This window comes from Caulobacter hibisci, from assembly GCF_016135805.1.
In the GTDB taxonomy this organism is placed as follows: Bacteria; Pseudomonadota; Alphaproteobacteria; order Caulobacterales; family Caulobacteraceae; genus Caulobacter; species Caulobacter hibisci.
Map to the genome: position 1 here is coordinate 23344 of NZ_JADWOX010000008.1, position 26134 is coordinate 49477.

Sequence of the window (26134 nt, forward strand, 5' to 3'; positions counted from 1 at the left end):
AGCGAGAAGGCTTACTTGCCGGCGGCGGTCAGCGCGCTCATCAGGTCCGGCACGGCCGACTTGTAGTCGGCGACCAGGCCGTAATCGGCGACCTGGAAGATCGGCGCGTCGGCGTCCTTGTTGATCGCGACGATCACCTTGGAGTCCTTCATGCCGGCCAGGTGCTGGATGGCGCCCGAGATGCCCACGGCGATGTAGAGCTGCGGGGCGACGACCTTGCCGGTCTGACCGACCTGGTAGTCGTTCGGGGCGTAGCCGGCGTCGACGGCGGCGCGGCTGGCGCCGACGGCGGCGCCCAGCTTGTCGGCCAGGGGCTCGATGACCGCCTGGAACTCTTCGGCCGAGCCCATGGCGCGGCCGCCCGAGACGACGATCTTGGCCGCGGCCAGTTCCGGACGGTCCGACTTGACCATCTCTTCGCTGACGAAGCGGGTCTTGGCCGCATCGGCGCCCGAGACGGCTTCGATCGAGGCCGAGCCGCCTTCGCCGGCCGCCGGGAAGGCGGTCGGACGGACGGTGATCACCTTCTTGGCGTCGGACGACTGGACGGTCTCCAGCGCGTTGCCGGCGTAGATCGGACGAACGAAGGTGTCGGCCGACACCACCTCGATGATGTCGCTGATCGGCGCGACGTCGAGCTTGGCGGCGATGCGCGGGGCGAAGTTCTTGCCGCCGGCCGTGGCCGGGACGAGGATCGCGTCGTAATTGCCCGCGAGCGCCAGGGCGGCGTCGGCTTGAGCCTCGGCGACGCCGTGACCCAGGGCGTCGCTCTCGGCGGTCAGCACCTTGCGGACGCCGGAGATCTTGGCGGCCTCGGCCGCGACGGCCGAGACGCCCGAACCCAGCACCAGCACGTCCACGTCGCCCGACAGCTTCAGGGCGGCGGTGACGGTCTTGTGGGTGCCGTCGCGCAGGTGCGCGTTGTCGTTATCGGCGATGACGAGAACGGCCATTACAGCACCCCCGCGGTCGTGAGCTTGGAAACGAGATCGGCGGCGGTCTCGACCTTGATGCCGGCCGAACGCTTCGGCGGCTCGGTGACCTTGACGACGGTCAGGCGCGGAGCGACGTCAACGCCGTAGTCGGCGACGGTCTTCTGCGCGATTTCCTTCTTCTTGGCCTTCATGATGTTGGGCAAGGAAGCGTAGCGCGGCTCGTTGAGGCGCAGGTCGGCGGTGATCACGGCCGGCAGGTCGACGTCGAGCGTCTGCAGGCCGCCGTCGACTTCACGGGTGACCTTGGCGGCCGAACCGGTGATCTCGATCGCCGAGGCGTAGGTCGCCTGCGGCCAGTCGAGCAGGGCCGACAGCATCTGGCCCACGGCGTTGTTGTCGCCGTCGATGGCCTGCTTGCCCATCAGCACCAGACCCGGCTGCTCTTCGGCCACGACGGCCTTCAGCAGCTTGGCCACGGCCAGGGGCTCGAGGTCGGCGTCGCTGGTGATCAGGATGCCGCGGTCGCCGCCCATGGCCAGGGCCGTGCGGATGGTTTCCTGGGCTTGAGCCGGGCCGATCGAGACGATGACGACCTCGGTCGCCGCGCCCTTTTCCTTGAGGCGAACGGCCTCTTCGACCGCGATCTCGCAGAACGGGTTCATCGACATCTTGACGTTCGCCAGGTCGACGCCCGTCTGGTCGGCTTTGACCCGAGCCTTCACGTTATAATCGATAACCCGTTTGACCGGGACCAGAACCTTCATCGGTCTACGCCGCCTCCTGGCTGCTTCTCTTTCGAGGTTTCCCCTGCTTGGACGAACGACTTAGCGCGTCCGCACAGGTTTGCAAGTTTCCCCTGACGTAAGCGTAATGCTCTTTTTCAGGGATCATTCAAACAAATGTACGACACCTTGCGCGCATCGTCAGCGCCGTCCGGCGCTCCGCCGCGCGAAATGGGGCTAGCCACATAGCGCGGCCGGTGCTTAAGACGCCGCCATGAACCGCACGATCAACCGCCTGAAGATCATCTTCATCGGCATCTTCCTCGCCAGCATCGTCGGCGTGTTCGGCTACCATTACCTGTGGGTGTGGCCGAAGGCGAAGTGCGAGGCGCGCGGCGGCGCCTGGGCCGGCAAATGGCTCAAGTGCGGGACGATCTATCCGATCGAGACCCTGACCGGCCGCCCGGCGAACCTTCCGGCCATCAACACCGACACGTCCAAGATGGACGGCCCGTCGGTGCGGAAACCGGAAAAGAAGTAGAGACCTCGCCCGCCGCTAGTGGGCGATTGCCGGGCCGCGACGGCCCAGGCAAGCCTAGTTCGAGGGACCGTCTTCGCCGGCGTCGCCGGCCTCGGCCCGCTTGGCGGCTTTTTCAGCGGCCTTCTCGGCGGCTTTTTCCGCGGCCTTGGCCGCCTTCAGGCGCTCGCGTTCCTGGCGTTCGAAATTGTAGTTCGGCTTGCGGGCCATGCGTGCTCCCGGGAGACAGAAAGGGATTGCGCGGTCAGGCACGAGCCTTGCGCGCAGCGTAACGGGCGTCGCGCTTCGCCTTGGCTTCAGCGTTGGTCAGCGCCTTGCGTTCCTTACGCGCTCCACGCTTGGCGGCAAGTGCTTCTTCCGTCACGGCGGCCTGGCGCTCGGCGGTCTCGGCCTTGGCCTTGGCCCGGGCGGCGGAGCGATCCTTGCGGACGGCGGCCAGTTCGGCCGCGCGCAGGGCGTCACGATCGTCGAACTGCGGGTCGGTGACAGTCGCCTTGGGCTTGAACTTGGCCAGAAGGGCCGCCTTGGCCAGAGACGCGGCCTTGAGGCGCTCGGCATGGCCGACGTTCTGCGGCGCGCTCTTTTGCGGTGCGTTCATGGGATCCTTTCGAAAACGCCCGCGGGAAGATCCCGCGGGCGACGAAGCCAAGTCAGGCCAGATGGATCAGGCGGCCTGCAGTTGGCCGGCCGACATCTTGCCGCTGCGCTGATCGCGCTCGAGCTCGAAGGAGACCTTCTGGCCTTCGTTGAGCGAGCCCAGGGTCGAGCGCTCGACTGCCGAGATGTGCACGAACACGTCCGCGCCGCCGTCGTCGGGTTGAATGAAGCCAAAGCCCTTGGTGGAGTTGAACCACTTCACGGTGCCGGTCGTCATGGGGGATATCCTTAAGACAGGTGTAGCCGCGCGGCCAGAATGGTCCACGCGATCAAATTTTCGGAGAGGTTTTGGATGGACTCGGGCGCTCGATCCTAAGAACAAGCGTGGAGAGCGGCCGAACCGTTGCGATATTCGATCGCCATATCATGCGCGCCCACCGCCTTGATAACAAGCGATTTCGAATCTTTCTCATTATTCCGGTCAAGCTGAAGGCGTCTTTTATTTCTTCAAGACATCAGCGCTGGAGATATTTTTCGGGAGAAGGATCGAACGGCCAAGCTCGGCGTTCTATCTTCATGCGTAAAGCTCCTCCCATCCCGCGTACCGGCGCCGGCGCCCTGACCATCTCCCGCCAACGGCAGGAGATCGACTTTTCACTGCTGATGTCCGGCACGTCCTCAGGACGGCGCACCGGCAAGGGCAGCCTGACGGGCGATCCCGCGGCGATGCGCGAGGCCTTCCGCGCCGGCGGCGGCCGTCTGACCCTGGACGACGGCGTCGAGCATGAGATCGCCATCGTCGCCCACACCGAAGGCGACGGCACGGCCTATTTCGAGCTGAGATAGGACCCTAGGCAAGCTTCAGCTGGTTGGCCTTCATATGATTGGTGCGCGGGTCGGGCTCCTACCTCGCAGGCGACCCGCTGCCCCTCCTGGAGCGGCGGCAGGCCTGATCGCTCGACCGTGACGGCATAGACCCTGACGTCGTCGCCATCATCGCCCTCGATGTAGCCAAAGCCCTTGGCGGTGTTGAACCACTTCACCCTGCCCGTCGGCATGCCCACGCCCCCCTTCTCGCGCCACACCAGGCTGGCGCCACGCGAAACACGACTATTGCGGGCGCCAAGCATCCATACAAGCCAGGGCCATCGCCGCCGGATTGGGCGCCGCGCCGGTCCGGGCCCGCTCAGCCCACGAGGTTCGTCCGACAGTCGGACAGCCGTCACATTGGTGGAACGACGATTTTTCGCTTGCCGATCCTCCTTACCGCCGCGCCGAACCGCCGGCGTCAAGGATGGAGGGCGCGATGCTTCAGCTTAAGACCCCGATCGCCGCAAGCCTGCTGGCGACCCTGCTGGCCGGCGGCTCGGCCCTCGCCCAGACGGCGTCCAACCCGGAGCCCGCCGGCGTCGAGGAGGTGGTGGTCACCGCCCAGCGCCGCTCGGAGAACCTGCAGGACGTGCCCCTGGCGGTGACGGCGCTCAGCCCCCGCCAGCTGGAAGCCCAGCAGATCCGCGACACCACCGACCTGACCCGCTTCGTGCCCAGCGTCACCGGCGGCCTCAACACCGGCACCGGTTCGGCCCTGACCTTCTACATCCGCGGCCTGGGCTCGACCGAGCAGATCGCCTCGTTCGACGTGCCGGTCGCCACCTATGTCGACGAGATCTATTTCGCTCGCCAGAACGCCAACGCCGTCTCGCTGTTCGACGTAGAGCAGGTCGAGGTGCTGCGCGGGCCGCAGGGCACGTTGTTCGGCCGCAACACTACCGGCGGCGCCGTCTCGATCACCCTGCGCAAGCCGGCCCCGGAGTTCGGCTGGTTTGTCGAAACCTCGTACGGCAGCTTCGATCGCCAGCTGCTGCGCGGCGCGGTCGACGTGCCGCTGAGCGACAAGGTGCTGACCAAGGTCTCGGCCTTCCGGGTCGATGACGCCGGCTACGGCCGCAGCCTGACCACCGGCGAAAAGCTGAACGGCGAGGACGCCTCCGGCGCCCGGGCGGCGGTGCGCCTGCTGCCCAGCGCGGCCACCACCTGGGACCTCTCGGTCGATTATGTCGACCAGGCCAAGACCACCCTGGGCTCCAATCCTGTCGATCCGGCCTACGCCTCGCGCTCGGGCCTGCGCGCGGGCGAGTGCGACCAGGACGTCATCAACACCTACCTGACCTATTCGCTGGGCAACTGCGCCCGGGTGCGCACGGCGGGCCTGACCTCGAACCTGCGCCACGACCTGGGCTGGGCCACCGTCAACCTGATCACCGGCTATCGCAGCGTCGACCAGGGCTTCGTCATCGACTTCTTCAACGGCGCCTCGTCGCGCGGCGGCTATGTGATGGCCAGCGAGATCACCAACCAGCAGTTCACCCAGGAGCTGAAGCTGACCGGCCAGACCGGCCGGGCGCGCTGGGTGGCGGGCCTGTTCTATCTCGACGAGGACAACAAGACCGCCCAGGTCGACTATTTCAGCCGCCTGATCTCCGACTGGGTGATGAAGAACGGCGCGACCTCCAGCGCGATCTACGCCCAGGCCGACATCGCCCTGTCCGATCCCCTGACCCTGACCGTCGGCGGGCGCTACACCCACGAGGAAAAGACCCTCGCCTATTACGACACCGGCAAGGCCAGCTATCCGGCCGGAATCACCGTCGCCCTGCCGGCCGCCGCCCTGCGCCTCACCAGCGCCAACCTGGTCGCGCGCGGCATTCCGCTGGAGCAGACGACCGAACGGTTCACCCCGCGCGTGGCGCTGTCCTACAAGCTGGACGACGACCGGATGCTGTTCGTCTCGGCCACCAACGGCTTCAAGTCTGGCGGCTGGAACACCCGGGTCACCAGCGCCGCGGGCGTGACCATCTTCGGCCCGGAAAAGGCCTGGTCGTATGAGACCGGGGCCCGCACCGACTGGCTGGACCGCCGCCTGCGGGTCAACGCCACGGCCTATTACGAGGACGTCCAGGATCTGCAGATGCTGGCCAGCACGGGCGGCGCCTCGTTCGTCACCCGCAATTCCGGCGACCTGCGCGCCTACGGCCTGGAACTGGAGGTCTCGGCCAGCCCCACGCCCGCCCTCGATCTCTTCGCCGGCGGCTCGGCCGCGCACCGGGAATATGCGAACGTGCCGGCCCGCTTCGGCGGTTCGGCCGGGACCATCCCCTGTTCCACTCGCCCCGAGCCGACCAACTGCACCACGACCGGCGACACGCCGGTGCGCTTCCCGTCGGTGCAGGCGACTCTGGGCGTCAGCTATCGCGTCCCCGCCCCCGACCTGAACGGGTCCTTCAGCCTCAACGGCTCGCTGAGCTATTCCCAGGCCTTCTGGACCAGCAGCTACAACGACGGCGCGACGATCACCGCCACGCCCTATGGCGGAACGACGCCCGTGATCACCAGCTTCGCCAAGACCCCGGCCAGCACGTTGGCCAATGTCGGCATCGTCTATCGCGACGACGAGGGCCACTGGGAAGCGGCGCTGGAATGCTCCAACTGCGGCGAGTCCTACTACGCCACCGCCTCTCTGTTCGGTGTCGGCTACTACAACGACCCGCGCCGGGTGACGCTCCGGGTGAAGTATCGGTATTGAGGGAGGCGATCGCGGCGAAAACCTCGTCCTTCGACAAGCCCAGGATGAGGTTTTTCTGACGCCGAGCCCTGCAGATGGTCCTCACCCTGAGCTTGTCGAAGGGCGAGGACCACGCGCTGGATAATCTTCTAGACCGCCATGCCTTGGACCACCGCCTTCAGGCGCTCGATCACCGACAGCTTGTCCTCGATGAAGTCCTGGTCGATCCACCAGATCTCGACCTCGCGCATCACCTCGCCGACCAGCGGCCCCTTGGGCACGCCGGCCCGCATCACCTCCTCGCCGGTCAGCGGGAAGGTCGGCGGGTCCCAGTTCTCGGCCAGGGCCAGCAGGGCGCGCCACTGCGGGGTGGTGGCTGGGCGGGTCGAGGCGGCCCAGGCCAGCTTCACCCGGTCGGTGAAGGTGCGCAGGCCCAGGGCGTAGACGGCCCGGCGGGCCTCGCGCGGGCTCATCCACGAGACGATGCGCGGCGAGGTCCCGACCACCTCGACCAGCCGCTCCTTGAGGGCGTTGGACAGCCGCAGGCGCTCGGCGACTTCGCGGGCCAGGGCGACGTCGTCGGGGATCAGGGCCGCCAGGCGCAGTTCGACGTCGTTCTCGAACAGCTGCTCGGTCTCGATGGCGACCAGGCCGTCGAGGCGGGCCAGCGATTTGACGAACGGCAGGATCGCCGCCAGCACGCCGGTGGCCGCCATCAGCCGCAGGGCCGGACGCGGATCGTCGGCCGCCAGCAGCTTGAGGATCTCCTTCTGGGTGCGCTCGGCCGCGCGGCCAGAGACCAAGCCCTTCAGCGCCTTGCAGGCGGCCAGGGCCTTCTGGTCGGGCTCGCCCTTGCCGTACCAGGCCTGGAACCGGAAGAAGCGCAGGATCCGCAGATAGTCCTCGCGGATGCGCGTCATCGGCTCGCCGACGAACACCACCTTGCCGTCCTTGGCGTCCTGCACCCCGTGGCCGGTGGGGTCGTAGAGCCGCCCGTCGCCATCGACATAGAGGGCGTTGAAGCGGAAGTCGCGACGCTGGGCGTCCTCTTCCCAGGCGTGGGTGAAGGCCACCACCGCCCGGCGGCCGTCGGTCGAGACGTCGCGGCGCAGGGTGGTGATCTCGAACGGAATCTTGCCCGACACCGCCGTGACCGTGCCGTGGTCGACGCCCGTCGGAATCGCCTTGAGCTTGGCCTCGCCCAGCGCCTCGATCACCTCGTCGGGCGTCAGGGTGGTGGCGATGTCGATATCGTCGACCGGCTTGCCCATCAGGGTGTTGCGTACGCAGCCGCCGACGAAGCGGGCGCAGCCCGGACGGCCCTTGGCCTCCAGGGCGGCGATCACCGCCTTGGTCTCCGGCCAGGTCATCCACGGCGCCTTGCCGATGGTCTGGGCTTCCACGCGCTCAATCCCCTTACGCAACGGAATGGCACGACCCGTCGTCACGGGAAGGACGCCTTACCAATCAAGGGACTATTTCAGGGAATGGACGGGCGCGCCAAGGAAGAAACACCGTCGTCCCCAGCTGTCGGAAGTTCGGGATGCAGGCGCTCGTACAAGGCCCGCAGCATGCCGGCCGTCGCCCCCCAGATGAAGCGCTCGTTCCACGGCATGGCGTAGAAGAAGCGCGGGCCGGTGGGCGTATCGCGATGCTGGCGCTGGTGGTTGGCGGGGTCCATCAGGAAGTCGAACGGCGTCTCGAAGACGTCGGCCACCTCGTCGGGATTGGCGACCAGCTCGGCGGCCGGATCGACGAAGCCGACCACCGGCGTCACGTGGAAGCCGGTCACCGTGGCGTAGCCGTGCAGCATGCCGGCCACCTCGACGAAGCGGGGGTCGAGGCCCACCTCCTCGTGCGCCTCGCGCAGGGCCGTGCCCCAGGGCGTCTCGCCCGGATCGCAGCGCCCGCCGGGAAAGGCGATCTGGCCGGTGTGGCTGCGCAGGGCGTCCGAGCGGCGGGTCAGGATGACGTTCAGGCCGTCGCCGCGCTCGACCAGGCCGATCAGCACCGCCGCCGGCCGCAGGGCGTGCGGATTGTCCATCTGCAGGCCGGGATTGAGGTCGTAATCCGAACGCCAGTCGGTCTGCAGGGACGGATCGTAGTTTTCGATCTGGTCCAGGCGGCCGCGGATGAAGGCCCGCCGCGCCGCGATGTCGGTCTGCGGGATCATGCCAGGTGGGCTCCTGCCGGCCCGATCGGGAACCAGGCGCCGTTCGAGGCCACGCCCAGGCGCGGGCCGTCGGCCGTGTCGCGCTCGGCGGCCAGCTCGACCAGCTCGTAGAACACCGGCCGGGCGATCAGCGCTTCCAGCCCGCGCCGCACGTGCAGATAGGGCCGGGGTTCGCCGGTCTCGGCGTCGATCTCGACGCGGATGGCGTTGTCGGGCCCCGCCTCGACCGCGTCGCCGACATTGGTCAGGAACCGCAGCGCCTCGCCGTCGCGATCGACACGCACGGCGATGAACGGCGCGTCCTCGACGACGATCTTCATCTTCTCGACTGGCGTGACCAGGTGGAAGCCGTCGGGGTCGCGCCGCAGGATGGTCGAGAACAATCGCACCAGGGCCTCGCGCCCGATCGGCGAGCCCTCGTGGAACCAGACCCCGTCCTTGCGGATGCGGATGTCGATGTCGCCGCAGTGGGCGGGATGCCACAGGTGCACCGGCGGCAGGCCGCCGCTCCCAGCCGCCTTGGCGGCGTCGGCGACGCCTTGAAGTCCGGTGGGGGCTGTGTCGGAGGGCATGGCCTTCAGGTAGGCCATGCGCGCGCCCGGCTCAAGCAAAGCCGCTAGGCGACGGCCACGCGGCCTTCGAAACCTTCGTCGCCGCCCGGGGTAAGGGCTTTCAGCAGCACCCGGCGCTGATCGGCAGGACCGGGCATCACGACCTTGGCGGCCGGGGCGGCGGAAAAGCCGATGCGGGCGAAATAGGGCGCGTCGCCGACCAGCAGCACGGCGCTCCAGCCGGCCTGAGCCGCTGCGGCGCAGGCGGCCTCGACCAGGGCCTGGCCCAGGCCGGCGCTGCGCTGGGTCGCATCGACCGCCAGCGGCCCCAGAAAGGCCGCCGGCTTGCCGCCGATCGTCACCGGCCACAGGCGCACGCTGCCGATCACCAGGTCGCCGCGCAGGGCCACGAACGAGCAGGCGTCCAGCTTGTGGTTACCCTCGCGCAGGCGCTCGGACGACTTGGCGAACCGGCCTGGCCCGAAGGCGCGATCGACCAGGGCCTCGACGGCGGCGGCGTGATGCGGGGCCTCGACCGCGATGGCGGGGGCGTCCTGGGGAATGGCGGCGGCGAAAGCAGAAGAAACAGTCATGGGGGCGACGATGATCCGGGTACGTGCAGGGGGCTTTATCCCCGGCGCGTGACGCGGCCGCGACGGCCGCCTTTCCGGGGCGTTCAGGCGTGGACCTCGGTCCGCGCGGCGCAGGTTCGTCGCAGGCGTCGCATCGGCGGCGCTCTCCCATGGCAGAGGCGGGCGGCATAGGGCCGTATGACCCGCGCGTCAACGAAATCGACGGGCTTATGAGACAAACGCGATTGCGACGCTTCGCCTCACGAGGCAGGGTCCGCGCCGAAATGTCAGACCCCTCCCCGCCGGCCGCCGCCGAAATCGCCCCCGACACGTCCACCCGCGCCCTGCTGCGCGAGCGGGACTACCTGCTGTTCTGGGGCTCGCGCTTCGTCGGCACGCTCGGCGTGCAGATCCAGGCCGTGGCCCTGGGCTGGCAGGTCTACGCCATCGCCCGCCAGACCATGTCGGTCGGCGAGTCCGCCTTCATGGTTAGCATGATCGGCCTGGCGCAGTTCCTGCCGCTGTTCCTGCTGACCCTGCTGGCCGGCGAGACGGCCGACCGCCGCAGCCGCAAGCACATCGCCATGGTCACCCTGGGGATCGACATCGTCAGCGTGCTGATCCTGTTCGGCCTGGCGGTGCGAGGCGTCCACGCCCTGTGGCCGATCTTCATGGTCGCGGTGTTCTTCGGCGCCAGCCGGGCCTTCATGTCGCCGGCCGTCAGCGCCATGGGGCCGATGCTGGTGCCCCGCCCCCTGCTGCCGCGCGCCATCGCCTGGAACTCGCTGGCCTGGCAGGCCGGCTCGATCGTCGGCCCCGCGCTCGGCGGCCTGCTGCTGGTGCATTCGGCGGGCATGGCCTTCGGCGGCGCCGCCGGCCTCTATCTCGTCGGCATCCTGCTGACCTCGGCCATCCGCCGGTCGACCACGCCCGAGCCGCAGTCCGGTTCGCGCCTGGAGCTGATCAAGGAAGGCCTGGCCTATGTCTGGAACAACAAGATCGTCTTCGGCTCGATCTCGCTCGACATGTTCGCGGTGATCCTCGGGGGCGCCACGGCCCTGCTGCCGGTGTTCGCCCGCGACGTGCTGCACATCGGCCCGGGCGGCTTTGGCCTGCTGCGCGCCTCGCCGGCCATCGGCGCGACCCTGGTCGGCATCTACCTGGCCAGCAACCCGATCCGTCGCCATGCCGGCCGGATCATGTTCGCCGGCGTGTTCGTATTCGGCGCGGCCACCGTGGTCTTTGGCCTGTCGCAATGGGTCTGGCTGACGGTCGGCGCCCTGGCCGTGCTGGGCGGGGCTGACATGGTCTCGGTCTATGTCCGCCAGACCCTGGTGCAGATCGTCACCCCCGACGCCATGCGCGGCCGGGTCTCGGCCGTCTCGGGCGTGTTCATCAGCGCCTCCAACGAACTGGGCGAGGTCGAAAGCGGCGCGGTCGCCTGGCTGCTCGGCCCGGTCGGCGCGGCGGTGTTCGGGGGCCTCGGGGCGATGGTCGTCACCGGAACCTGGGCCTGGCTGTTCCCGGCGCTGCGCAAGGCCGACCGGCTGGAGTAGGCGGTGCGTGACCCTCGTCCTTCGACAAGCTCAGGATGAGGGTCAGAGCCGACGCCAGCATCGAAATCCTCACCCTGAGCTTGTCGAAGGGCGAGGATTTCGCCCTCAGGCGTCGGCAAGCCTTTTCAGCGCCTCGCCCGTCATCCGCCGCACGATCCACTCGTCCATCGCCGCCGCTCCGAGGCTGTCATAGAAGGCGATCGACGGGGCGTTCCAGTCGAGCACGGCCCATTCCAGGCGGCCGAGGTTCTCGGCCACGCAGCGGCGGGCGAGGTTCGCCAGCAGCGCCTTGCCGGCGCCTGAACCCCGCGCGGCCGGCCGCACGAACAGGTCCTCCAGATAGATCCCGTGCCGGCCGACGAAGGTCGAGAAGTTGTAGAACCGCAAGGCAAAGCCCACCGCCTCGCCGTCGATCTCGGCGATGTCGCAGAAGGCCTTGGGATGCTCGCAGAACAGCGCCGCCTCGACATGGGCTTGCGTGGCCTCCACCGCATGCAGCAGCTTCTCGTACTCCGCCAGGTCGCGGACGAACGACAGGATCAGGCCGGCGTCGGCGGGCGCGGCGGGACGGATGGTGACGGACATGGCGGTTTCGAATGACTTCCTGGAGTTCGTGCTGGAGCAGCTGGCCCCGCTGGGACAGCTGAAGTCCAAGCGGATGTTCGGCGGGGTCGGTCTCTACGCCAACGGCCTGTTCTTCGCGATCCTCGACGACGACACCCTCTACCTCAAGGGCGATGACGCGCTCAAACCCCAGTTCGAAGCCGCCGGCGCCCACGCCTTCGACCCCTTCGGCGAAGGCAAGCCCATGGCCTACTGGAGCGCCCCGGCCGACGCCATGGACGACCCGGACCTGCTGGTCGAGTGGGCGCGGAAGGCGCTGGCCGTGGCGGGGCGGAAGCGCAAGTAGCACCTCTCCCAGAGGGAGAGGGAGGGGCCCGCGCCGCAGGCGTGGGAGGAATCGGTGCTTGCCCCTCTTCCGTAAAATCCCCGCGAAAGCGGGGACCCAGGCTTTTTCTGCAACCCACGACGCTCGACGATAAAACACCTGGGTCCCCGCTTTCGCGGGGATTTTACGGGTGTTGAAGGTTCGACGGGGAGCGCTCCTCCTAACCGATCACCACGCCCGGCGGCGGGACGCTGTCCTCCGGCACGAAGAAGTCCGGCATCAGGCTGGCCGTCGGATCGACGCGGTACTTGTCGAAGTCGCGCACGCCCTCGCTGTAGAGGAAGGTGTCGTCGATCAGGAACTGGCCGGTGAGCTCGCGCGAGGGCTTTTCGAAGATGGCGTGGGCGGCGTCGGCCATGATTTCGGGGGTGCGGCAGTGGCGCAGGCCCTCCTCGCCGGTCAGGGCGAACTGGATGGCGGCGGTGGCGATGCCGGTGCGCGGCCACAGGGCGTTGAAAGCGATCCCGTCGCTGCGGAACTCTTCAGCCATGCCCAGCACGCACATCGACATGCCGAACTTGGCCATGGTGTAGGCCACGTGGCCGCCGAACCAGCGCGGCGACATGTCGAGCGGCGGCGACAGCATCAGCACGTGCGGATTGGCCGACTTCTTCAGGTGCGGGATGCAGGCCTTCGATGTCAGGAAGGTGCCACGCGTATTGACCTGGTGCATCAGGTCGTAGCGCTTCATGTCGGTCGACAGCGTGCCGGTCAGCGAGATGGCCGAGGCGTTGTTGACGAGAATGTCGATGCCCCCGAACCGCTCGACGGCCTGGTCGACCGCCGACTGCACGCTGGCCTCGTCGCGCACGTCGACCACCAGCGGCAGTGCCGCGCCGCCGGCCGCGGCGATCTCGTCGGCGGCGGTGTAGATGGTGCCGGGCAGCTTGGGGTGCGGGTCGGCGGTCTTGGCGGCGACGACGATATTGGCCCCGTCGCGAGCGGCGCGCAGCGCGATGGCCAGGCCGATGCCCCGGCTGGCGCCGGTGATGAACAGGGTCTTGCCCGCGAGGCTCATGGTCGTTTCTCCCTTTTGCCGGCGACCATGCGCCGCTGACGCAGCGGGCGGCAAGAATTCAAACGATCGTTTGACTTGTGATACGTCCTGCCGCCTACTCCCGGCGACGAACGGGAGCCTGCCATGGCCTGGGATTTTCTGGTCGCCAAGTCCGACCTGCGCCGCACGGAATTTCGCGAGGTCGAGCCGCCGCCGCTCGACGACGGCCAGGTGCGCCTGGCGATCGAGAGCTTCGCCCTGACTGCCAACAACGTCACCTACGCGGTGTTTGGCGAAACCATGCGCTATTGGGACTTCTTCCCGGCCCCGGAAGGCTTCGGCCGCGTGCCGGTCTGGGGCCACGCCCGGGTCGAGGCCTCGGCCCATCCGGACATCGCCGTCGGCCAGCGGTTCTACGGCTACTGGCCGATGTCGACGCACCTGACCGTGCAGGCCAAGCCCGGCCGCACCGGCTTCACCGACGTCTCGCCCCACCGCGCCCAGCTGGCGGCGGTCTACAATCAGTATCAGGCCGTGGGTGAAGACGACGGGCTGGAGGCGCACAAGGCGCTGCTGCAGCCGCTGTTCATCACCTCGTTCCTGATCGAGGACTTTCTTGACGAGAGCGCCCTGTTCGGCGCCAAGTCGGTGATCCTGTCCAGCGCCTCGGCCAAGACGGCGATCGGCCTGGCTCACCTGCTCAAGCGACGCGGCGCCGCCAAGGTCGTTGGCCTGACCTCGCCGCGCAATGTCGGCTTCGTCGAGGGCCTGGGCGTCTACGACCAGGTCGTAGCCTATGCCGACCTGCCGACGGCGCCGATCGAGCGGCCCGCGGTGTTCGTCGACTTCGCCGGCGACGCGGCGGTGCTGCGGGCCGTACACGAGACCTTTGGCGAGGATCTGGCCTTCTCGCTGCTGGTCGGCGGCACGCACTGGGAGACGGAGCGAGGCGGCGGATCCCTGCCCGGCCCCAAGCCGGTCTTCTTCTTCGCCCCCGATCGCATCGCCAAGCGCCGCCAGGACTGGGCGCCCGGCGCGTTCGAGACCCGCTATGGCGCGGCCTGGGGTCCCTTCGTCGCCGACGCCCCGCGCTGGCTGACGGTGCAGACCTCGCAGGGACAGGCCGCGATGCAGGCGGCGTTCCTGGCCCAGGTCGATGGCGGAACCGCGCCGGACGTCGGGGTGGTGCTGGCGCCCTGAGCGGATATTCACTGGCTTGTACGATTTTCACCGAGCATCCCCGCGCAGGCGGGGATCCAAGCCGAGCCCGCGGGAAAGTCACGGCCGCGCCTCATCCTGAAATCCAGCTTGGATCCCCGCCTGCGCGGGGAAGGCGGATTTGAGAGGCGCGAACAGCTGATTTTCGATCCGTCCTCAAGCCCCAAACAAAAAGGCCCGGCGGTTTTCCCGCCGGGCCTCTCTGTTCGCAGTCGTTCGCCTGAAGCCTAGAAGTCCGCCGACAGGGTCACGAAGCCCATGCGCGGGGCCTGGGCATAGGCGGTGTAGCCGCCCGAGTTGCTGGTGACGTTGGCCGTCGAGACGCCCTTCTTGTCGAAGAGGTTGGTGACGTTGGCCGAGACGCGCAGGCCCTTCACCAGGCCGTCGGCCGGCATGTCGAAGGTGTAGCCGGCCTGCAGGTCGACCAGCATCATCGACTTCACCGACAGGTCGTTGAGGTAGGTCACGTTACGCTTGCCGACATAGTCGCCGCTGAGCTGGGCGTCGAACTTGCCCTGGTTGAAGCGCAGCACTGTCTTGTTCATCCACTTGGGCGTCAGCGGCACGGTCTTGCCGCCGGTCGCCACGGTGACGGGCGTGGCCACGCCGTTCACCGTGGTGGTGCCGCTCTGGTAGTCGGAGTCGTACTTGGCCTCGTTGTAGGACAGGGCGTTGTACAGCTGGACGCTCGAGCCGAACTTCAGCGTGCCGGCCACGTCGACGCCCTTGGAGGTCACGCCGCCGACATTGGCCAGGATGGCCGGGCCGGGGTTGATGAAGCTGTAGGGCGCGATGTTCAGCAGGCGGTTGCTGAACTTGACGTCATAGGCGTTGATCTGGCCCTCGACGCCGGTGATCGGGCCCCAGGCCACGTCGTGGCGGCTGCGCAGGCCGATCTCGTAGGTCCAGGAGGTCTCGGGCTTCACCGTCTGCTTGAACAGGTCGAAGGCCGCCTGGGTGCCCAGGCTCCACGGCGAGAAGCCATAGAAGTTGCTGCCCGCGCCGTAGGGAATGAACTGGCGCATGTTCTGCTGGACGTTGACGAACACCTGCTCGCTGTCGGTGGCGTCCCACAGCAGGCCGGCTTGCGGCAGGAACCACTTGTTCGACTCGATGCTGCCGGTCGGATAGTGGACCGGCACCGCCACGGTCGGCAGGTTCTGCTGGTTGATCGGGAACTTGCCGGTGGCGTCCTGCAGGCTCGACTTGAAGCCCGCCTGCAGCAGCAGCTTCGGCGTCACGCGCCACTGGTCCTGCAGGTGCAGCTGGATGTCGTTGACGTAGAACTCGGCGGCGTACTGGGTCAGCACCTTCTTGCCGCGCGGCACGTCGTAGGGCGACAGGTTGTTGTTGGCGGCGCTCATCGGATACCAGGCGCGCTGCTGGGCCGATTCATTGTGCTCGAACCAGACGCCGCCCTTGATCTGGTGGTCGCCCAGGGTCCACTCGGCCGTCGAGGTCAGGCCCGTGCGGTTGATGCGGTACTCGGTGGTGCGCACCGCGTTGCCCGAGCCGCCGAACAGGTTGGCGATGTTGGTCAGGGTGGCGGCGCTGGTGTTCGAGCCGACCACCAGGCTGGGATAGTAGGTGGCGAACAGCGCCGGCAGGCCGGCGGTGTTGATCGGACCGGCCACGATCCCGCGGCCGAAATTGTAGTGATGGTAGGCCTGGTTGGTCCAGGTGAAGTCCTCGACCGGCTTCCAGGCGTACTTGACGTAGGTCAGGATGTCCTCGCGCTGGGCGGCGCTGAAGCAGTTGGAGAAGTTGTTGCCCTGGGCCGTCGGCGGGGTGCCGGGGCCGCCCGTCAGGTTGCTCGTGCAGGCCGCCAGGTTCGGATAGAGGAACGGGCGGGTATAGGGCGTGTAGCTGGCCGCCGCCGTGGTCTGCTGGTTGCCGAAGGCCGTGGCGTCCTCGTTGGGCTCCACCTTCATCTGCCAGTCGGCGTAGAAGGTCAGCACGCCCTTCTCGGTCTCGCGATCGACCTTCAGGTTCACCTGGTGGCCGCGCTGGTGGCCGTCGAAGTCCCAGGCCTTGGCGTCGTGGCGCAGGTACGACAGATAGCCCTTGAAGCCGCCGGCGATCTCGCCGGTGTCGAGGCGCAGGAAGGTGCGGCTGGTCTCGTTGCTGCCCACGGTCTGGCGCACGGTGAAACCGCGCTCGGCCGACGGGTCGCGGCTGAAGGTCTCGATGGCGCCGCCCAGGTTGCTGGTCGAGGCCACGCCCAGCGAGCCAGCGCCGGACGACAGGGTCACGCGGGAGACGTTCTCGCTGGTGATGGCTCGCGACACCGACAGGCCGTTGTAGTTGCCATACTGCTGGTCGCCCAGCGGCACGCCGTCGAGGGTGTAGCCCAGTTGCTGGGTCGAGAAGCCGTGGACGAACAGCGACAGGTTCTGCTCGTTGTTGCCCCACGGATCGGCGGTCCGATAGACGACGCCGGGCAGGAACTGGATGGCCTTCAGCGGGCTGGCGCCGGGGAGGACGCGCTGGATCTGCTGGGCCTGCATGGCCACGGCCGAGCGGGTCTCGCTCTGGCTGGTGACGATGACCTGCTCGACGGCGGTCGAGTCAGGGTTCGTCGTGTCGGCGGTCGCCGGAACCGTGTCGGCCGCCTGGGCGCTCGTCGCCAGCAGGGCCACGAGGGCCGCGCCGCAGAACATCAGGGCCGAGCGGCCCTTCGTGTTGAAAGTCATATCCATCCCCTTGTGCGCCAAGCGGCGCGCTGGGGTGGCGGATATGTCGGTCGCAAGACGCTGTTACGTCGGTCGCGCGAAGGTTAGATGACGCCCGACAGGCGAGGTTCACGACGCTTCTAAACCTCCGCTACGCCCTGGGACCCGGCCGTTCGCCCCCTGCCCCGCCCAGCCCTGAGCGGCGGCAGCTCGTAGTCCAGCCGCACCACGCCCATGGCCAGGGACGCCGTCCCGCGCAGCACCAGGCCGCGCGGCGCGCCGGCCCGTTCGGGAAACAGCCGCAGTCCCTCGCCCAGCAGCACGGGCGCGATCAGCAGCGACAGGCGGTCCAGCGCCCCGGCCTCGGCGAAGGCGGCCAGCAGGCCGGCGCCGCCGACCACCCAGGCGTCGCCGTCGTCAAGGTCGCGCAGGCGCTCGATCAGGTCGGGCAGGCCCTCGCGCCAGAACCGCACGCCGCGCTGCACCGGATCGCCCCGCCGCGAGGTGACGACGAAGCCGCGCTTGCCGGCATAGGGCCAGCCCGTACCCAGGCTCGGGATCAGGTCGTAGGTGCGCCGGCCCATCACCACCGTGCCGACGTCGTCGATGAAGGCGCCGTAGCCGGGATCGACCTTGCGGAACGGGGCCAGCCACTCGACCCCGCCGCCCGCGTCGGCCACGCGGCCATCGAGGCTGGAGGCGATGAAACCGCGGATCAGCGCCATGCCCTTCCCCTGCCTTGACCACCGGCTCCGACGGCCCTTCGCGCCTCGGTCGAGTCCACGATACGGAACATTACAAGAACATCAAGCATGATTAACGGCTTTTCGAATCGCGATTAACCAGTGGCTAACCATGACCGTTCATTCCCGGGTAACCACGGGACTCCATGATTCCCTTGGGTGTTTTGCAGGGAAGCGGACATGTCCTTCGGGCTGGAAACCATCATTCAGGGCGACTGCATCGAGGCGATGAACGCCTTGCCCGAGAAGTCGGTCGACCTGATCTTCGCCGATCCGCCCTACAACCTGCAACTCGGCGGCGACCTGCTGCGTCCGGACAATTCCAAGGTCGACGCGGTCGACGACCACTGGGACCAGTTCGAAAGCTTCGCCGCCTACGACAAGTTCACCCGCGAGTGGCTGAAGGCCGCCCGCCGCGTCCTGAAGGACGACGGCGCGATCTGGGTGATCGGCAGCTATCACAACATCTTCCGCGTCGGCGTGGCCGTGCAGGACCTGGGCTTCTGGATCCTCAACGACGTCATCTGGCGCAAGACCAACCCGATGCCCAATTTCAAGGGCACCCGCTTCGCCAACGCCCACGAGACCCTGATCTGGGCCTCCAAGAGCCAGAACGCCAAGCGCTACACCTTCAACTACGACGCCCTGAAGATGGCCAATGACGAGGTGCAGATGCGCTCGGACTGGACCATCCCGCTGTGCACCGGCGAGGAGCGCATCAAGGGCGCCGACGGAAACAAGGCCCACCCGACCCAGAAGCCCGAAGCCCTGCTCTACCGGGTGATCCTGTCGACCACCAAACCGGGCGACGTGATCCTGGATCCGTTCTTCGGCGTCGGCACCACCGGCGCGGCCGCCAAGCGCCTGGGCCGCAAGTTCGTCGGCATCGAGCGCGAGGCCGAATACGTGGCCCACGCCAAGGAGCGGATCGCCAAGGTGATCCCGATCGCCCCGCAGGACCTGGACGTCATGGGCAGCAAGCGGGCCGAGCCGCGCGTGCCGTTCGGCGTCATCGTCGAGAACGGTCTGCTGCACCCGGGCGACACGCTGTACTGCGCCAAGGGCAACCATGCGGCCAAGGTGCGTCCGGACGGCTCCATCGCGGTCGGCGACCTGTCGGGCTCGATCCACAAGATCGGCGCCATGGTGCAGTCGGCCCCGGCCTGCAACGGCTGGACCTACTGGCACTTCAAGACCGACGCGGGCCTGGCCCCGATCGACGTCCTGCGCGCCCAGGTCCGCGCGTCGATGCCGCACGCCTAAGCTACGGGCGTGAGAGAAGGACCCATCGGCGTTCGCCGCTACTGGACGATCGGCTGCCTGGCCATCGGACTGACGGTGCTGTGCGGACCCGCCATCCCCGACAACGCCGGACCGATCAGCCTCGTCGGCCCGCTGATCGAGATCGTCGGCTGCGCCATCCTGGTGCTGATCGCCCGCCGTCGGCTTGGCCCGAAGGCCAACCTCGCCTTCATCGGACCGGCGGCTGGCGCGGCGATCCTCTGGGCCGTCTATCTCTGGACAGCCAACGCCGGCCCGAAGGCCGGGCCGACCACCTGGCTCGGCGTCACCCTGCTGGGCGTGGCCATGGGCGCGACGCTGCAGTTCCTGATCGTCGGCTTTCTCGGCCAGGGCGGCGCGGTGAAGAACGGCTCACCTTCCCAGAAATCCGACCTTCCCCGCGAAGGCGGGGACCCAAGCTGAGTTCGAAGACGCGGCGCGGCCTTGCAAGGCCCGCCACCTCGGCTTGGATCCCCGCCTTCGCGGGGATGCTCGGAAGAAGAGCATGGCGTCGAAAACGCCATGCAACAGATCCAGCCGGCTCGAACCCCGACCCCGCTTGACTCCCTCCCCCGCCTCGCCCATTGACCGCTTGACCCTCGCGGGAGACGTCGGGATTCGATCCCGAGGCCGAAGGCGCAACCGCCCCGGAAACGCTCAGGCAAACGGACCGCGCGGGTTTAGGAACGCTGGAAAGAGGCGCTCTCTGCAAAGGGATCGCACGCCGAAGGAGCAAGGCCGTCCGCCCTCGCCAGGGCCGGAAGCGCCGGAATCTCTCAGGCCAAAGGGACAGCGGGGGCGCGACCAACCGGCGGAAGCCGGTAGCGTCGCCGACCCCGTTTCGGAGCCCTGGCGTGTCCAACGACGACCTCAAGAAGACCCCGCTGTTCGACGCCCATGTGGCGGCCGGCGCCCGCATGGTTCCGTTCGCGGGCTATTCCATGCCCGTGCAATACAAGGACGGCGTGCTCAAGGAGCACCTCTGGACCCGCGAGCATGCGGGCCTGTTCGACGTCTCGCACATGGGCCAGGCCCGGCTGCGCGGCGAGAACCCGGCCAAGAGCTTCGAGAAGGTGGTCTCGGCCGACTACCAGGGCCTCAAGCCCGGCAAGCAGCGCTACGGCGTGCTGCTGAACGAGGACGGCGGGATCATCGACGACCTGATGACCGCCCGCCCCGACGACGACGGCCTGTTCGTCGTGGTCAACGGCGCCTGCAAGGACAACGACTACCAGATCATCGCAGAAACCCTGGCCGACGAGGCCACGGTCGAGCGTCTGGAAGACCGCGCGCTGTTGGCCCTGCAAGGCCCCGAAGCCGCCGCCGTCCTGGCCGCCCACGTGCCGGAAGCCGCCACGATGGTGTTCATGGACGCCCGCGCTCTGACCGCCTTCGGCGTCGACGCCATCATCTCCCGCTCGGGCTACACCGGCGAGGACGGCTACGAGATCTCGGTCCCGGCCGATGCCGCCGAGCGCGTCTGGAACACCCTGCTGGCCGACGAACGCGTCAAGCCGATCGGCCTGGGCGCCCGCGACAGCCTGCGACTGGAAGCGGGCCTGCCGCTCTACGGCCACGACCTGGACGAGACCGTCTCGCCGATCGAAGCCGGCCTGAACTTCGCCGTCGGCAAGAGCCGCCGCGAGGCCGGCGACTTCCTGGGCGCCGAACGGATCACCAAGGAACTGGCCGGCGACCTGTCGCGCATCCGCGTGAACCTGAAGGTGCTGGAAGGCGCCCCGGCCCGCGAGGGCGCGGAGATCGCCGACGCTGACGGAAACGTCATCGGCAAGGTCACCAGCGGCGGCTTCGGCCCCAGCTTCGGCGGCGCCATCGCCATCGGCTTCGTGCCCCCGGCCTACGCCGTGATCGGGTCGCAGTTGAAAGTCATCGTCCGGGGCAAGCCGGCGGCCGCCGAGGTCGTCGCCTCCCCGTTCGTTCCCACCCGTTACGTCCGCAAACTCTAATCCACCAAGGGCCAGACCATGCGCTTCACCAAGGACCATGAATGGGTCGCCGTCGAAGGCGACGTCGCCACCGTCGGCATCACCGCCTACGCCGCCGAGCAACTGGGCGACGTGGTGTTCGTCGAAGTTCCGGAAGTCGGCAAGACGGTCGCCCAGGGCGACGGCCTGGCCGTCGTCGAGAGCGTCAAGGCCGCCTCCGACGTCTACGCCCCGGTGTCGGGCGAGGTCGTGGAAGCCAACGCCGAGCTGGGCGACGCCCCCGAGACCGTCAACGCCCTGCCGGAAAGCGGCGGCTGGTTCGCCAAGCTGAAGCTTTCAAACCCGGCCGAGGTCGACGCCCTGATGGACCGCGACGCCTACGAGGCGTTCCTGGCGACGCTTTAGGTCGGTGCGTGATCCTCGTCCGGAGTTCATCCTCGGGCCGACCTACGGTCGGACCCGGGGGACAAGCTCAGGATGAGGATCAAACACAGTCCCGGCAGTAGAAAACCTCATCCTGAGCCTGTCGAAGGACGAGGTTTTTCTCCACCGCCGTAACCACCCCCATCCCCGACCCTTCCCCCATCAAGGGGGAAGGGAGTTCGCTGCGGAAGCTTTTCATGCGCTACCTCCCCCTGACCCCCGAAGACCGCGCCGACATGCTCGGCGTGATCGGCGCGGGCTCGATCGACGAGCTGTTCGTCGACGTGCCGGCCGTCGCCCGCCGCAGCGAGCCTGTGGACCTGCCCCATCACGCCGGCGAGCTGGAGGTCGAGCGCGAAATGCTGCGCCTGTCGCGCCGCAACCGCTCGGCCGCCGAGGGGCCGTTCTTCGTCGGGGCCGGGGCCTATCGCCACCACGTGCCGGCCACGGTCGACCACATCATCCAGCGGTCGGAGTTCCTGACAAGCTACACGCCCTACCAGCCGGAAATCGCCCAGGGCACGCTGCAGGTGCTGTTCGAGTTCCAGAGCCAGGTCGCGGCCCTGACCGGCATGGATGTGGCCAACGCCTCGCTCTATGACGGCTCCACCGCCACGGCCGAGGCCGTGATGATGGCCCAGCGCGTCACCCGCAAGACCAAGGCCGTGCTGTCGGGCGGCGTCCACCCGCACTATGTCGGCGCGGTCGAGACCCTGGCCCACGCCGCCGGCGTGACCACCCTGCGCCTGCCGGCCGCCATCGACGCCGAGGACGCGGTGATCGCCGCCATCGACGCCGACACGGCCTGCGTCGTCGTCCAGACCCCCAACGTCTTCGGCACGGCCACCGACGTCACGAAGATCGCCGAGGCCGCCCACGCGGCCGGCGCCCTGCTGATCGTGGTCACCACCGAGGCCGTCTCGTATGGCCTGCTGAAGTCGCCGGGCGCCATGGGCGCCGACATCGCCGTGGCCGAGGGCCAGTCGATCGGCAACGGCCTGAACTTCGGCGGCCCCTATGTCGGCCTCTTCGCCTGCAAGGAAAAGTTCGTCCGCCAGGCGCCGGGGCGCCTCTGCGGCGAGACGGTGGACGCCGACGGCAAGCGCGGCTTTGTGCTGACCCTGTCGACCCGCGAGCAGCATATCCGCCGCGACAAGGCCACGTCGAACATCTGCACCAACAGCGGCCTGTGCGCCCTGGCCTTCTCGATCCACATGAGCCTGCTGGGCGAGCAGGGCTTGCGCCAACTGGCCTCGCTGAACCACCAGAAGGCGCTGGCCACGGCCAAGGCCCTGGCGGCCATCCCGGGCGTCGAGGTCCTGACGCCGCGGTTCTTCAACGAGTTCGCCGTGCGCCTGCCCAAGGACGCCGCCGAGGTCGTCGAGACCCTGGCCGCCCATGGCGTCATCGCCGGCGTGCCCTATTCGCGGCTGGAGCCGGGCTCGGGCCTGGACGATGTGCTGCTGGTCGCCACCACCGAGACCACGCTCGACACCGACATCACCTTCTTCGCCAAGCTGCTGGCCGGAGCCGTCCAATGAGCATGAACACTGTCGGACGCCCCACCCGTCCCGAAGCGCCGAATGACTCCGAAGCCGGCTTTACCTCCCTGTCGGGCGGCCGCGGCCTGCTGCAGGACGAGCCGCTGATCTTCGAACTGGGCGGCTGGACCAAGACCGGCGTCGACCTGCCGGACGCCGTCGCCGCCGACGGCGCCCTGGCCGGCCTGACCCGCGACGAGCCCATCGGCCTGCCGGGCCTGTCGGAGCCGGAAGCCGTGCGCCACTACGTGCGCCTCAGCCAAAAGAACCACGCCATCGACCTGGCGCTCTATCCGCTGGGCTCGTGCACGATGAAGCACAACCCGCGCCTCAACGAGAAGATGGCGCGCCTGCCGGGTCTGTCGGACATCCACCCGCTGCAGCCGCAGTCGACGGTGCAGGGCGCGATCGAGCTGATGGACCGCCTGGCCCACTGGCTGAAGACCCTGACCGGCATGCCGGCGGTGGCGCTGAGCCCCAAGGCCGGCGCCCACGGTGAACTCTGCGGCCTGCTGGCCATCCGCGCCGCCCACGAGGCGGCTGGCAACGGTCACCGCAAGACCGTGCTGGCCCCGACCAGCGCCCACGGCACCAACCCGGCCACGGCGGCCTTCTGCGGCTACACGGTCGTGGAAATCGCCCAGACCGACGACGGCCGCGTCGACCTCGCCGACCTGGAAGCCAAGCTCGGCGACCACGTGGCGGCGATCATGGTCACCAACCCCAACACCTGCGGCCTGTTCGAGCGCGACGTCGTCGAAATCGCCCGCCTGACCCATGCGGCGGGCGCCTACTTCTACTGCGACGGCGCCAACTTCAACGCCATCGTCGGCCGGGTTCGCCCGGGCGACCTGGGCGTCGACGCCATGCACATCAACCTGCACAAGACCTTCTCGACGCCGCACGGCGGCGGCGGTCCGGGTGCGGGTCCGGTGGTGCTGAGCGAGGCCCTCGCGCCGTTCGCCCCGACCCCGTGGGTGGTGCACGACGAGAACGGCTACAAGCTGGTCGAGGAGGCCGAAGGCGTCGCCGCCCAGGCCTTCGGCCGCATGAGCGCCTTCCACGGCCAGATGGGCATGTATGTGCGCGCCTACGCCTACATGCTCAGCCACGGCGCCGACGGCCTCAAGCAGGTGGCCGAGGACGCGGTGCTGAACGCCAACTACATCAAGGCCCGCCTGAGCGACCTGATGAGCCCGGCCTTCCCCGAGGGGCCGTGCATGCACGAGGCCCTGTTCGACGACGCCTGGCTGGAAGGCACCGGCGTCACCACCCTCGACTTCGCCAAGGCGATGATCGACGAGGGCTTCCACCCGATGACCATGTACTTCCCGCTGGTGGTGCATGGCGCGATGCTGATCGAGCCGACCGAGACCGAATCGAAGGCCGAGCTCGACCGCTTCGTCGACGCCCTGCGCCTGCTCGCGGAATCGGCCAAGGCCGGCGCGGTCGAGCGCTTCAAGAACGCCCCGCACCTGGCCCCGCTGAAGCGTCTGGACGAGACGTTGGCGGCGCGGAAGCCGAAGTTGAAGTGGAAACCTGTTGCCCCCGCGCCACTCGCAGCGGAATAGGCGCAACACAGGCACGAAAGCGGAACGGGGCGCCTTTACGGAAGGGCGCCCCGTTCTCATATGCAGCGTGTGAGACGAGGGGGCCGGTCTTTTTCCGGAAACCGGCGGACCACGAGCCCCGTTCAGCCCCCCATGAACTTCGCCATCGCCATGACGCCCGTGCGCTTCTCCGCCGCCGACGAACTCGCCCGCGAGCTTCTCGGGCGGATCATTCGCGCGGCCCTGGTGCTGCTGGGCCTGGTGTTCATCGCCGCGGGCTTTCTGATCGCGCCGCTGCCCGGCCCCATGGGCCTGCCGCTGACGGTCATCGGCCTGATGCTGGTGCTGCGGAACTCGTTCAAGGCCCGCAAGCAGTTCGTCCGCTTCCAGCACGCCCACCCCAAGCTGGTCTTCCCGCTGCGCCGCCTGCTGCGCCGAGAGCCGGAGGTCATCCTGGTGGCCTGGCAGCAGGTCCTGCGGATCGAGAAGCTGGTCGTGCCGCGCCGCTGGCGCGTGGCCAAGCGCTGGCGCAAGTCCTTCAAGCACCGTCGCTCGGCGGTATAGGTGACCCAGCGCGACCGCAAGGTCGCTCGCCGTCTATCGAGCCTTCGACGCCGCCGGCTGGCCTTCGTCCTGCGCGAGACGCTGGCGCGCCTGGCGCGGGCCCTGCTGATCGCCCTGGGCGTCCTGATCATCCTGGCCGGCGCGGTCCTGACGCCGTTGCCCGGCCACGTCGGCCTGCCGCTGCTGGTCATCGGCCTGATGATCGTACTGCGTAATTCCTTCCAGGCGCGGCGGCGGTTCATCCGCTGGCAGAAGCGTCACCCCAAGCTGATCTTCCCGATCCGGAGGCTCATGCGCCGCGAGCCGGAGATCCTGCTGGTGGCCTGGCAGCAGCTGCTGCGGTCGGAGAAGCTGTTCCTGCGACGGCCGGCCTGGCGGGTGCTGAAGCGCGGGCGGAAGACCGTGCGGCGGTGGCTGCGTAAGCGGACGGCCTAGCCTGGACCCTCTCTCTCAGAGAGAGGGACCAAAGAAAAAGGCGCGGCCCTTGCGAGCCGCGCCTTTCGATCTTTCAGCCGTCCGTGAAGGACTACTGCAGCTTGCCGCTGATCTGGCCGATGGCCGAGTCGAGCAGCGGGTCCGTACCGGTTCCGACGCGGGCCAGCAGCACCGCCTCGGCCGCCTGGGCGGCGAGGTCGACGGCAGCGGCCTTAACGTCCGCGGCGGCCTGGGCCTCGGCCTGGGCGATCTTGCGTTCGGCCAGTTCGGCGCGGCGCTTGATCTGCTCTTCCAGCTTTTCCTTGGCCTCGGCCGCCAGGCGGATCGCGTCCGACTTGGCCGCCTCGAGCATGGCCGAAGCCTGGCGCTCGGACTCTTCGCGCTGGGCCTTGACCTCGGCGAGCAGGGCTTGCGCCTCCTCGCGAAGCTTCTGGGCCTCGTCGAGCTCGGCCTGGATCTTGGCGGCGTAGCCGTCGAGAGCGCCGAACAGCGCGCCCGGCAGGACCTTCAGGACGACCAGCAGGCCGAAGAAGACCACCAGGGCGACCAGAACCCAGAATTCCGGGTTGGAGAAGCTGAACAGGGATTCGTGTTCCATGGTCGGCTACT

Annotated in this window: 29 protein-coding genes and 1 riboswitch; of the genes, 14 read left to right on the forward strand and 15 right to left on the reverse strand. The window is 68.4% G+C overall.

Annotated elements, in window-relative coordinates; all coding sequences use genetic code 11:
- Positions 1–11: 11 nt before the first annotated feature.
- Together I4Q42_RS12720 and I4Q42_RS12725 are read right to left on the reverse strand one after the other, a co-directional pair.
- A complete protein-coding gene (locus tag I4Q42_RS12720; RefSeq protein ID WP_198576451.1) occupies positions 12–953 on the reverse strand; it encodes an electron transfer flavoprotein subunit alpha/FixB family protein in 942 nt (313 codons plus the stop codon).
- Positions 953–1699, reverse strand: a complete 747-nt coding sequence (locus tag I4Q42_RS12725) for an electron transfer flavoprotein subunit beta/FixA family protein (protein ID WP_198576452.1) — start codon at positions 1697–1699, stop codon at positions 953–955. The genes I4Q42_RS12720 and I4Q42_RS12725 overlap by 1 nt, the downstream gene beginning before the upstream one ends.
- 232 nt (positions 1700–1931) lie before the next feature.
- On the opposite strand from I4Q42_RS12725, the gene I4Q42_RS12730 reads away from it, so the two are divergent.
- Entirely contained in the window at positions 1932–2198 is a 267-nt protein-coding gene (locus tag I4Q42_RS12730) for a hypothetical protein (protein ID WP_198576453.1), read from the forward strand.
- Positions 2199–2252: 54 nt separating this feature from the next.
- Here I4Q42_RS12730 and I4Q42_RS12735 read toward each other — a convergent pair whose 3' ends face one another.
- The 3 genes from I4Q42_RS12735 to I4Q42_RS12745 all read right to left on the reverse strand — a co-directional run bounded on the left by I4Q42_RS12735 (position 2253) and on the right by I4Q42_RS12745 (position 3069).
- Positions 2253–2405, reverse strand: a complete 153-nt coding sequence (locus I4Q42_RS12735; protein WP_198576454.1) for a hypothetical protein — start codon at positions 2403–2405, stop codon at positions 2253–2255.
- A 34-nt stretch (positions 2406–2439) separates the two neighbouring features.
- Complete coding sequence (locus tag I4Q42_RS12740; protein WP_198576455.1) at positions 2440–2793, reverse strand: DUF6481 family protein; 354 nt, start codon at positions 2791–2793, stop codon at positions 2440–2442.
- 66 nt (positions 2794–2859) lie between these two features.
- Positions 2860–3069: a cold-shock protein gene (locus I4Q42_RS12745; protein ID WP_198576456.1), complete on the reverse strand. Its 210-nt coding sequence runs from the start codon at positions 3067–3069 to the stop codon at positions 2860–2862.
- 299 nt (positions 3070–3368) lie between these two features.
- On the opposite strand from I4Q42_RS12745, the gene I4Q42_RS12750 reads away from it, so the two are divergent.
- The gene (locus I4Q42_RS12750; RefSeq protein WP_198576457.1) at positions 3369–3638 is read left to right on the forward strand and encodes a hypothetical protein; all 270 of its coding nucleotides are present in this window, start codon (positions 3369–3371) and stop codon (positions 3636–3638) included.
- On the opposite strand, the gene I4Q42_RS12755 is transcribed toward I4Q42_RS12750, so the two are convergent.
- Entirely contained in the window at positions 3620–3922 is a 303-nt protein-coding gene (locus tag I4Q42_RS12755) for a cold-shock protein (RefSeq protein ID WP_408611068.1), read from the reverse strand. The two genes, I4Q42_RS12750 and I4Q42_RS12755, sit on opposite strands and share 19 nt — an antisense overlap.
- 176 nt (positions 3923–4098) lie before the next feature.
- Between I4Q42_RS12755 and I4Q42_RS12760 the strand changes: the two genes are divergently transcribed.
- On the forward strand, positions 4099–6375 hold the full coding sequence (locus I4Q42_RS12760; RefSeq protein ID WP_198576458.1) for a TonB-dependent receptor: 2277 nt from the start codon (positions 4099–4101) through the stop codon (positions 6373–6375).
- Positions 6376–6503: 128 nt separating this feature from the next.
- On the opposite strand, the gene I4Q42_RS12765 is transcribed toward I4Q42_RS12760, so the two are convergent.
- From I4Q42_RS12765 to I4Q42_RS12780, 4 genes are all read right to left on the reverse strand, one after another.
- Positions 6504–7724 carry a CCA tRNA nucleotidyltransferase gene (locus I4Q42_RS12765; RefSeq protein ID WP_232793107.1) on the reverse strand — a complete coding sequence of 407 codons (1221 nt, stop codon included), beginning with the start codon at positions 7722–7724 and terminating at the stop codon, positions 6504–6506.
- A 110-nt stretch (positions 7725–7834) separates the two neighbouring features.
- Positions 7835–8527 (reverse strand): CoA pyrophosphatase, encoded by a 693-nt coding sequence (locus tag I4Q42_RS12770; RefSeq protein ID WP_198576460.1) that lies wholly within the window; start codon positions 8525–8527, stop codon positions 7835–7837.
- Positions 8524–9099 (reverse strand): DUF1285 domain-containing protein, encoded by a 576-nt coding sequence (locus I4Q42_RS12775; RefSeq protein ID WP_198576645.1) that lies wholly within the window; start codon positions 9097–9099, stop codon positions 8524–8526. Before I4Q42_RS12775 ends, I4Q42_RS12770 begins: the two co-directional genes overlap by 4 nt.
- 44 nt (positions 9100–9143) lie before the next feature.
- The gene (locus I4Q42_RS12780) at positions 9144–9671 is read right to left on the reverse strand and encodes a GNAT family N-acetyltransferase (protein WP_198576461.1); all 528 of its coding nucleotides are present in this window, start codon (positions 9669–9671) and stop codon (positions 9144–9146) included.
- A gap of 263 nt (positions 9672–9934) precedes the next feature.
- Here I4Q42_RS12780 and I4Q42_RS12785 point away from each other — a divergent pair, with 263 nt between their 5' ends.
- On the forward strand, positions 9935–11206 hold the full coding sequence (locus I4Q42_RS12785; RefSeq protein ID WP_198576462.1) for an MFS transporter: 1272 nt from the start codon (positions 9935–9937) through the stop codon (positions 11204–11206).
- A gap of 105 nt (positions 11207–11311) precedes the next feature.
- Here I4Q42_RS12785 and I4Q42_RS12790 read toward each other — a convergent pair whose 3' ends face one another.
- Positions 11312–11791, reverse strand: a complete 480-nt coding sequence (locus I4Q42_RS12790) for a GNAT family N-acetyltransferase (protein WP_198576463.1) — start codon at positions 11789–11791, stop codon at positions 11312–11314.
- Here I4Q42_RS12790 and I4Q42_RS12795 point away from each other — a divergent pair.
- Complete coding sequence (locus I4Q42_RS12795; protein WP_198576464.1) at positions 11790–12116, forward strand: TfoX/Sxy family protein; 327 nt, start codon at positions 11790–11792, stop codon at positions 12114–12116. The two genes, I4Q42_RS12790 and I4Q42_RS12795, sit on opposite strands and share 2 nt — an antisense overlap.
- A gap of 199 nt (positions 12117–12315) precedes the next feature.
- On the opposite strand, the gene I4Q42_RS12800 is transcribed toward I4Q42_RS12795, so the two are convergent.
- Positions 12316–13173: an SDR family oxidoreductase gene (locus I4Q42_RS12800; protein WP_198576465.1), complete on the reverse strand. Its 858-nt coding sequence runs from the start codon at positions 13171–13173 to the stop codon at positions 12316–12318.
- A gap of 123 nt (positions 13174–13296) precedes the next feature.
- On the opposite strand from I4Q42_RS12800, the gene I4Q42_RS12805 reads away from it, so the two are divergent.
- Positions 13297–14352 carry a DUF2855 family protein gene (locus I4Q42_RS12805; RefSeq protein WP_198576466.1) on the forward strand — a complete coding sequence of 352 codons (1056 nt, stop codon included), beginning with the start codon at positions 13297–13299 and terminating at the stop codon, positions 14350–14352.
- Between the two features lie 245 nt (positions 14353–14597).
- Here I4Q42_RS12805 and I4Q42_RS12810 read toward each other — a convergent pair whose 3' ends face one another.
- Both I4Q42_RS12810 and I4Q42_RS12815 read right to left on the reverse strand, forming a co-directional pair.
- Entirely contained in the window at positions 14598–17063 is a 2466-nt protein-coding gene (locus tag I4Q42_RS12810; RefSeq protein ID WP_198576467.1) for a TonB-dependent receptor, read from the reverse strand.
- Positions 17064–17182: 119 nt separating this feature from the next.
- A complete protein-coding gene (locus tag I4Q42_RS12815; RefSeq protein ID WP_198576468.1) occupies positions 17183–17767 on the reverse strand; it encodes a dihydrofolate reductase family protein in 585 nt (194 codons plus the stop codon).
- Positions 17768–17965: 198 nt separating this feature from the next.
- Between I4Q42_RS12815 and I4Q42_RS12820 the strand changes: the two genes are divergently transcribed.
- The 8 genes from I4Q42_RS12820 to I4Q42_RS12855 all read left to right on the forward strand — a co-directional run bounded on the left by I4Q42_RS12820 (position 17966) and on the right by I4Q42_RS12855 (position 25525).
- Positions 17966–19048, forward strand: a complete 1083-nt coding sequence (locus I4Q42_RS12820) for a site-specific DNA-methyltransferase (RefSeq protein WP_198576469.1) — start codon at positions 17966–17968, stop codon at positions 19046–19048.
- Between the two features lie 9 nt (positions 19049–19057).
- The gene (locus I4Q42_RS12825) at positions 19058–19489 is read left to right on the forward strand and encodes a hypothetical protein (protein ID WP_198576470.1); all 432 of its coding nucleotides are present in this window, start codon (positions 19058–19060) and stop codon (positions 19487–19489) included.
- Between the two features lie 169 nt (positions 19490–19658).
- Positions 19659–19749: riboswitch (glycine riboswitch) on the forward strand.
- 171 nt (positions 19750–19920) lie between these two features.
- Positions 19921–21033: a glycine cleavage system aminomethyltransferase GcvT gene (gcvT, locus tag I4Q42_RS12830; RefSeq protein ID WP_198576471.1), complete on the forward strand. Its 1113-nt coding sequence runs from the start codon at positions 19921–19923 to the stop codon at positions 21031–21033.
- 18 nt (positions 21034–21051) lie between these two features.
- Positions 21052–21417 carry a glycine cleavage system protein GcvH gene (gcvH, locus tag I4Q42_RS12835; protein WP_198576472.1) on the forward strand — a complete coding sequence of 122 codons (366 nt, stop codon included), beginning with the start codon at positions 21052–21054 and terminating at the stop codon, positions 21415–21417.
- A 215-nt stretch (positions 21418–21632) separates the two neighbouring features.
- The gene (gene gcvPA / locus I4Q42_RS12840) at positions 21633–22976 is read left to right on the forward strand and encodes an aminomethyl-transferring glycine dehydrogenase subunit GcvPA (protein ID WP_198576473.1); all 1344 of its coding nucleotides are present in this window, start codon (positions 21633–21635) and stop codon (positions 22974–22976) included.
- Positions 22973–24547 carry an aminomethyl-transferring glycine dehydrogenase subunit GcvPB gene (gene gcvPB / locus I4Q42_RS12845; protein ID WP_198576474.1) on the forward strand — a complete coding sequence of 525 codons (1575 nt, stop codon included), beginning with the start codon at positions 22973–22975 and terminating at the stop codon, positions 24545–24547. The genes gcvPA and gcvPB overlap by 4 nt, the downstream gene beginning before the upstream one ends.
- Positions 24548–24679: 132 nt before the next feature.
- Entirely contained in the window at positions 24680–25090 is a 411-nt protein-coding gene (locus I4Q42_RS12850; RefSeq protein ID WP_198576475.1) for a hypothetical protein, read from the forward strand.
- Positions 25091–25525: a hypothetical protein gene (locus I4Q42_RS12855; protein WP_198576476.1), complete on the forward strand. Its 435-nt coding sequence runs from the start codon at positions 25091–25093 to the stop codon at positions 25523–25525. It abuts the gene before it with no gap.
- Between the two features lie 91 nt (positions 25526–25616).
- Here I4Q42_RS12855 and I4Q42_RS12860 read toward each other — a convergent pair whose 3' ends face one another.
- Complete coding sequence (locus I4Q42_RS12860) at positions 25617–26123, reverse strand: F0F1 ATP synthase subunit B (protein ID WP_198576477.1); 507 nt, start codon at positions 26121–26123, stop codon at positions 25617–25619.
- Positions 26124–26134: the final 11 nt, after the last annotated feature.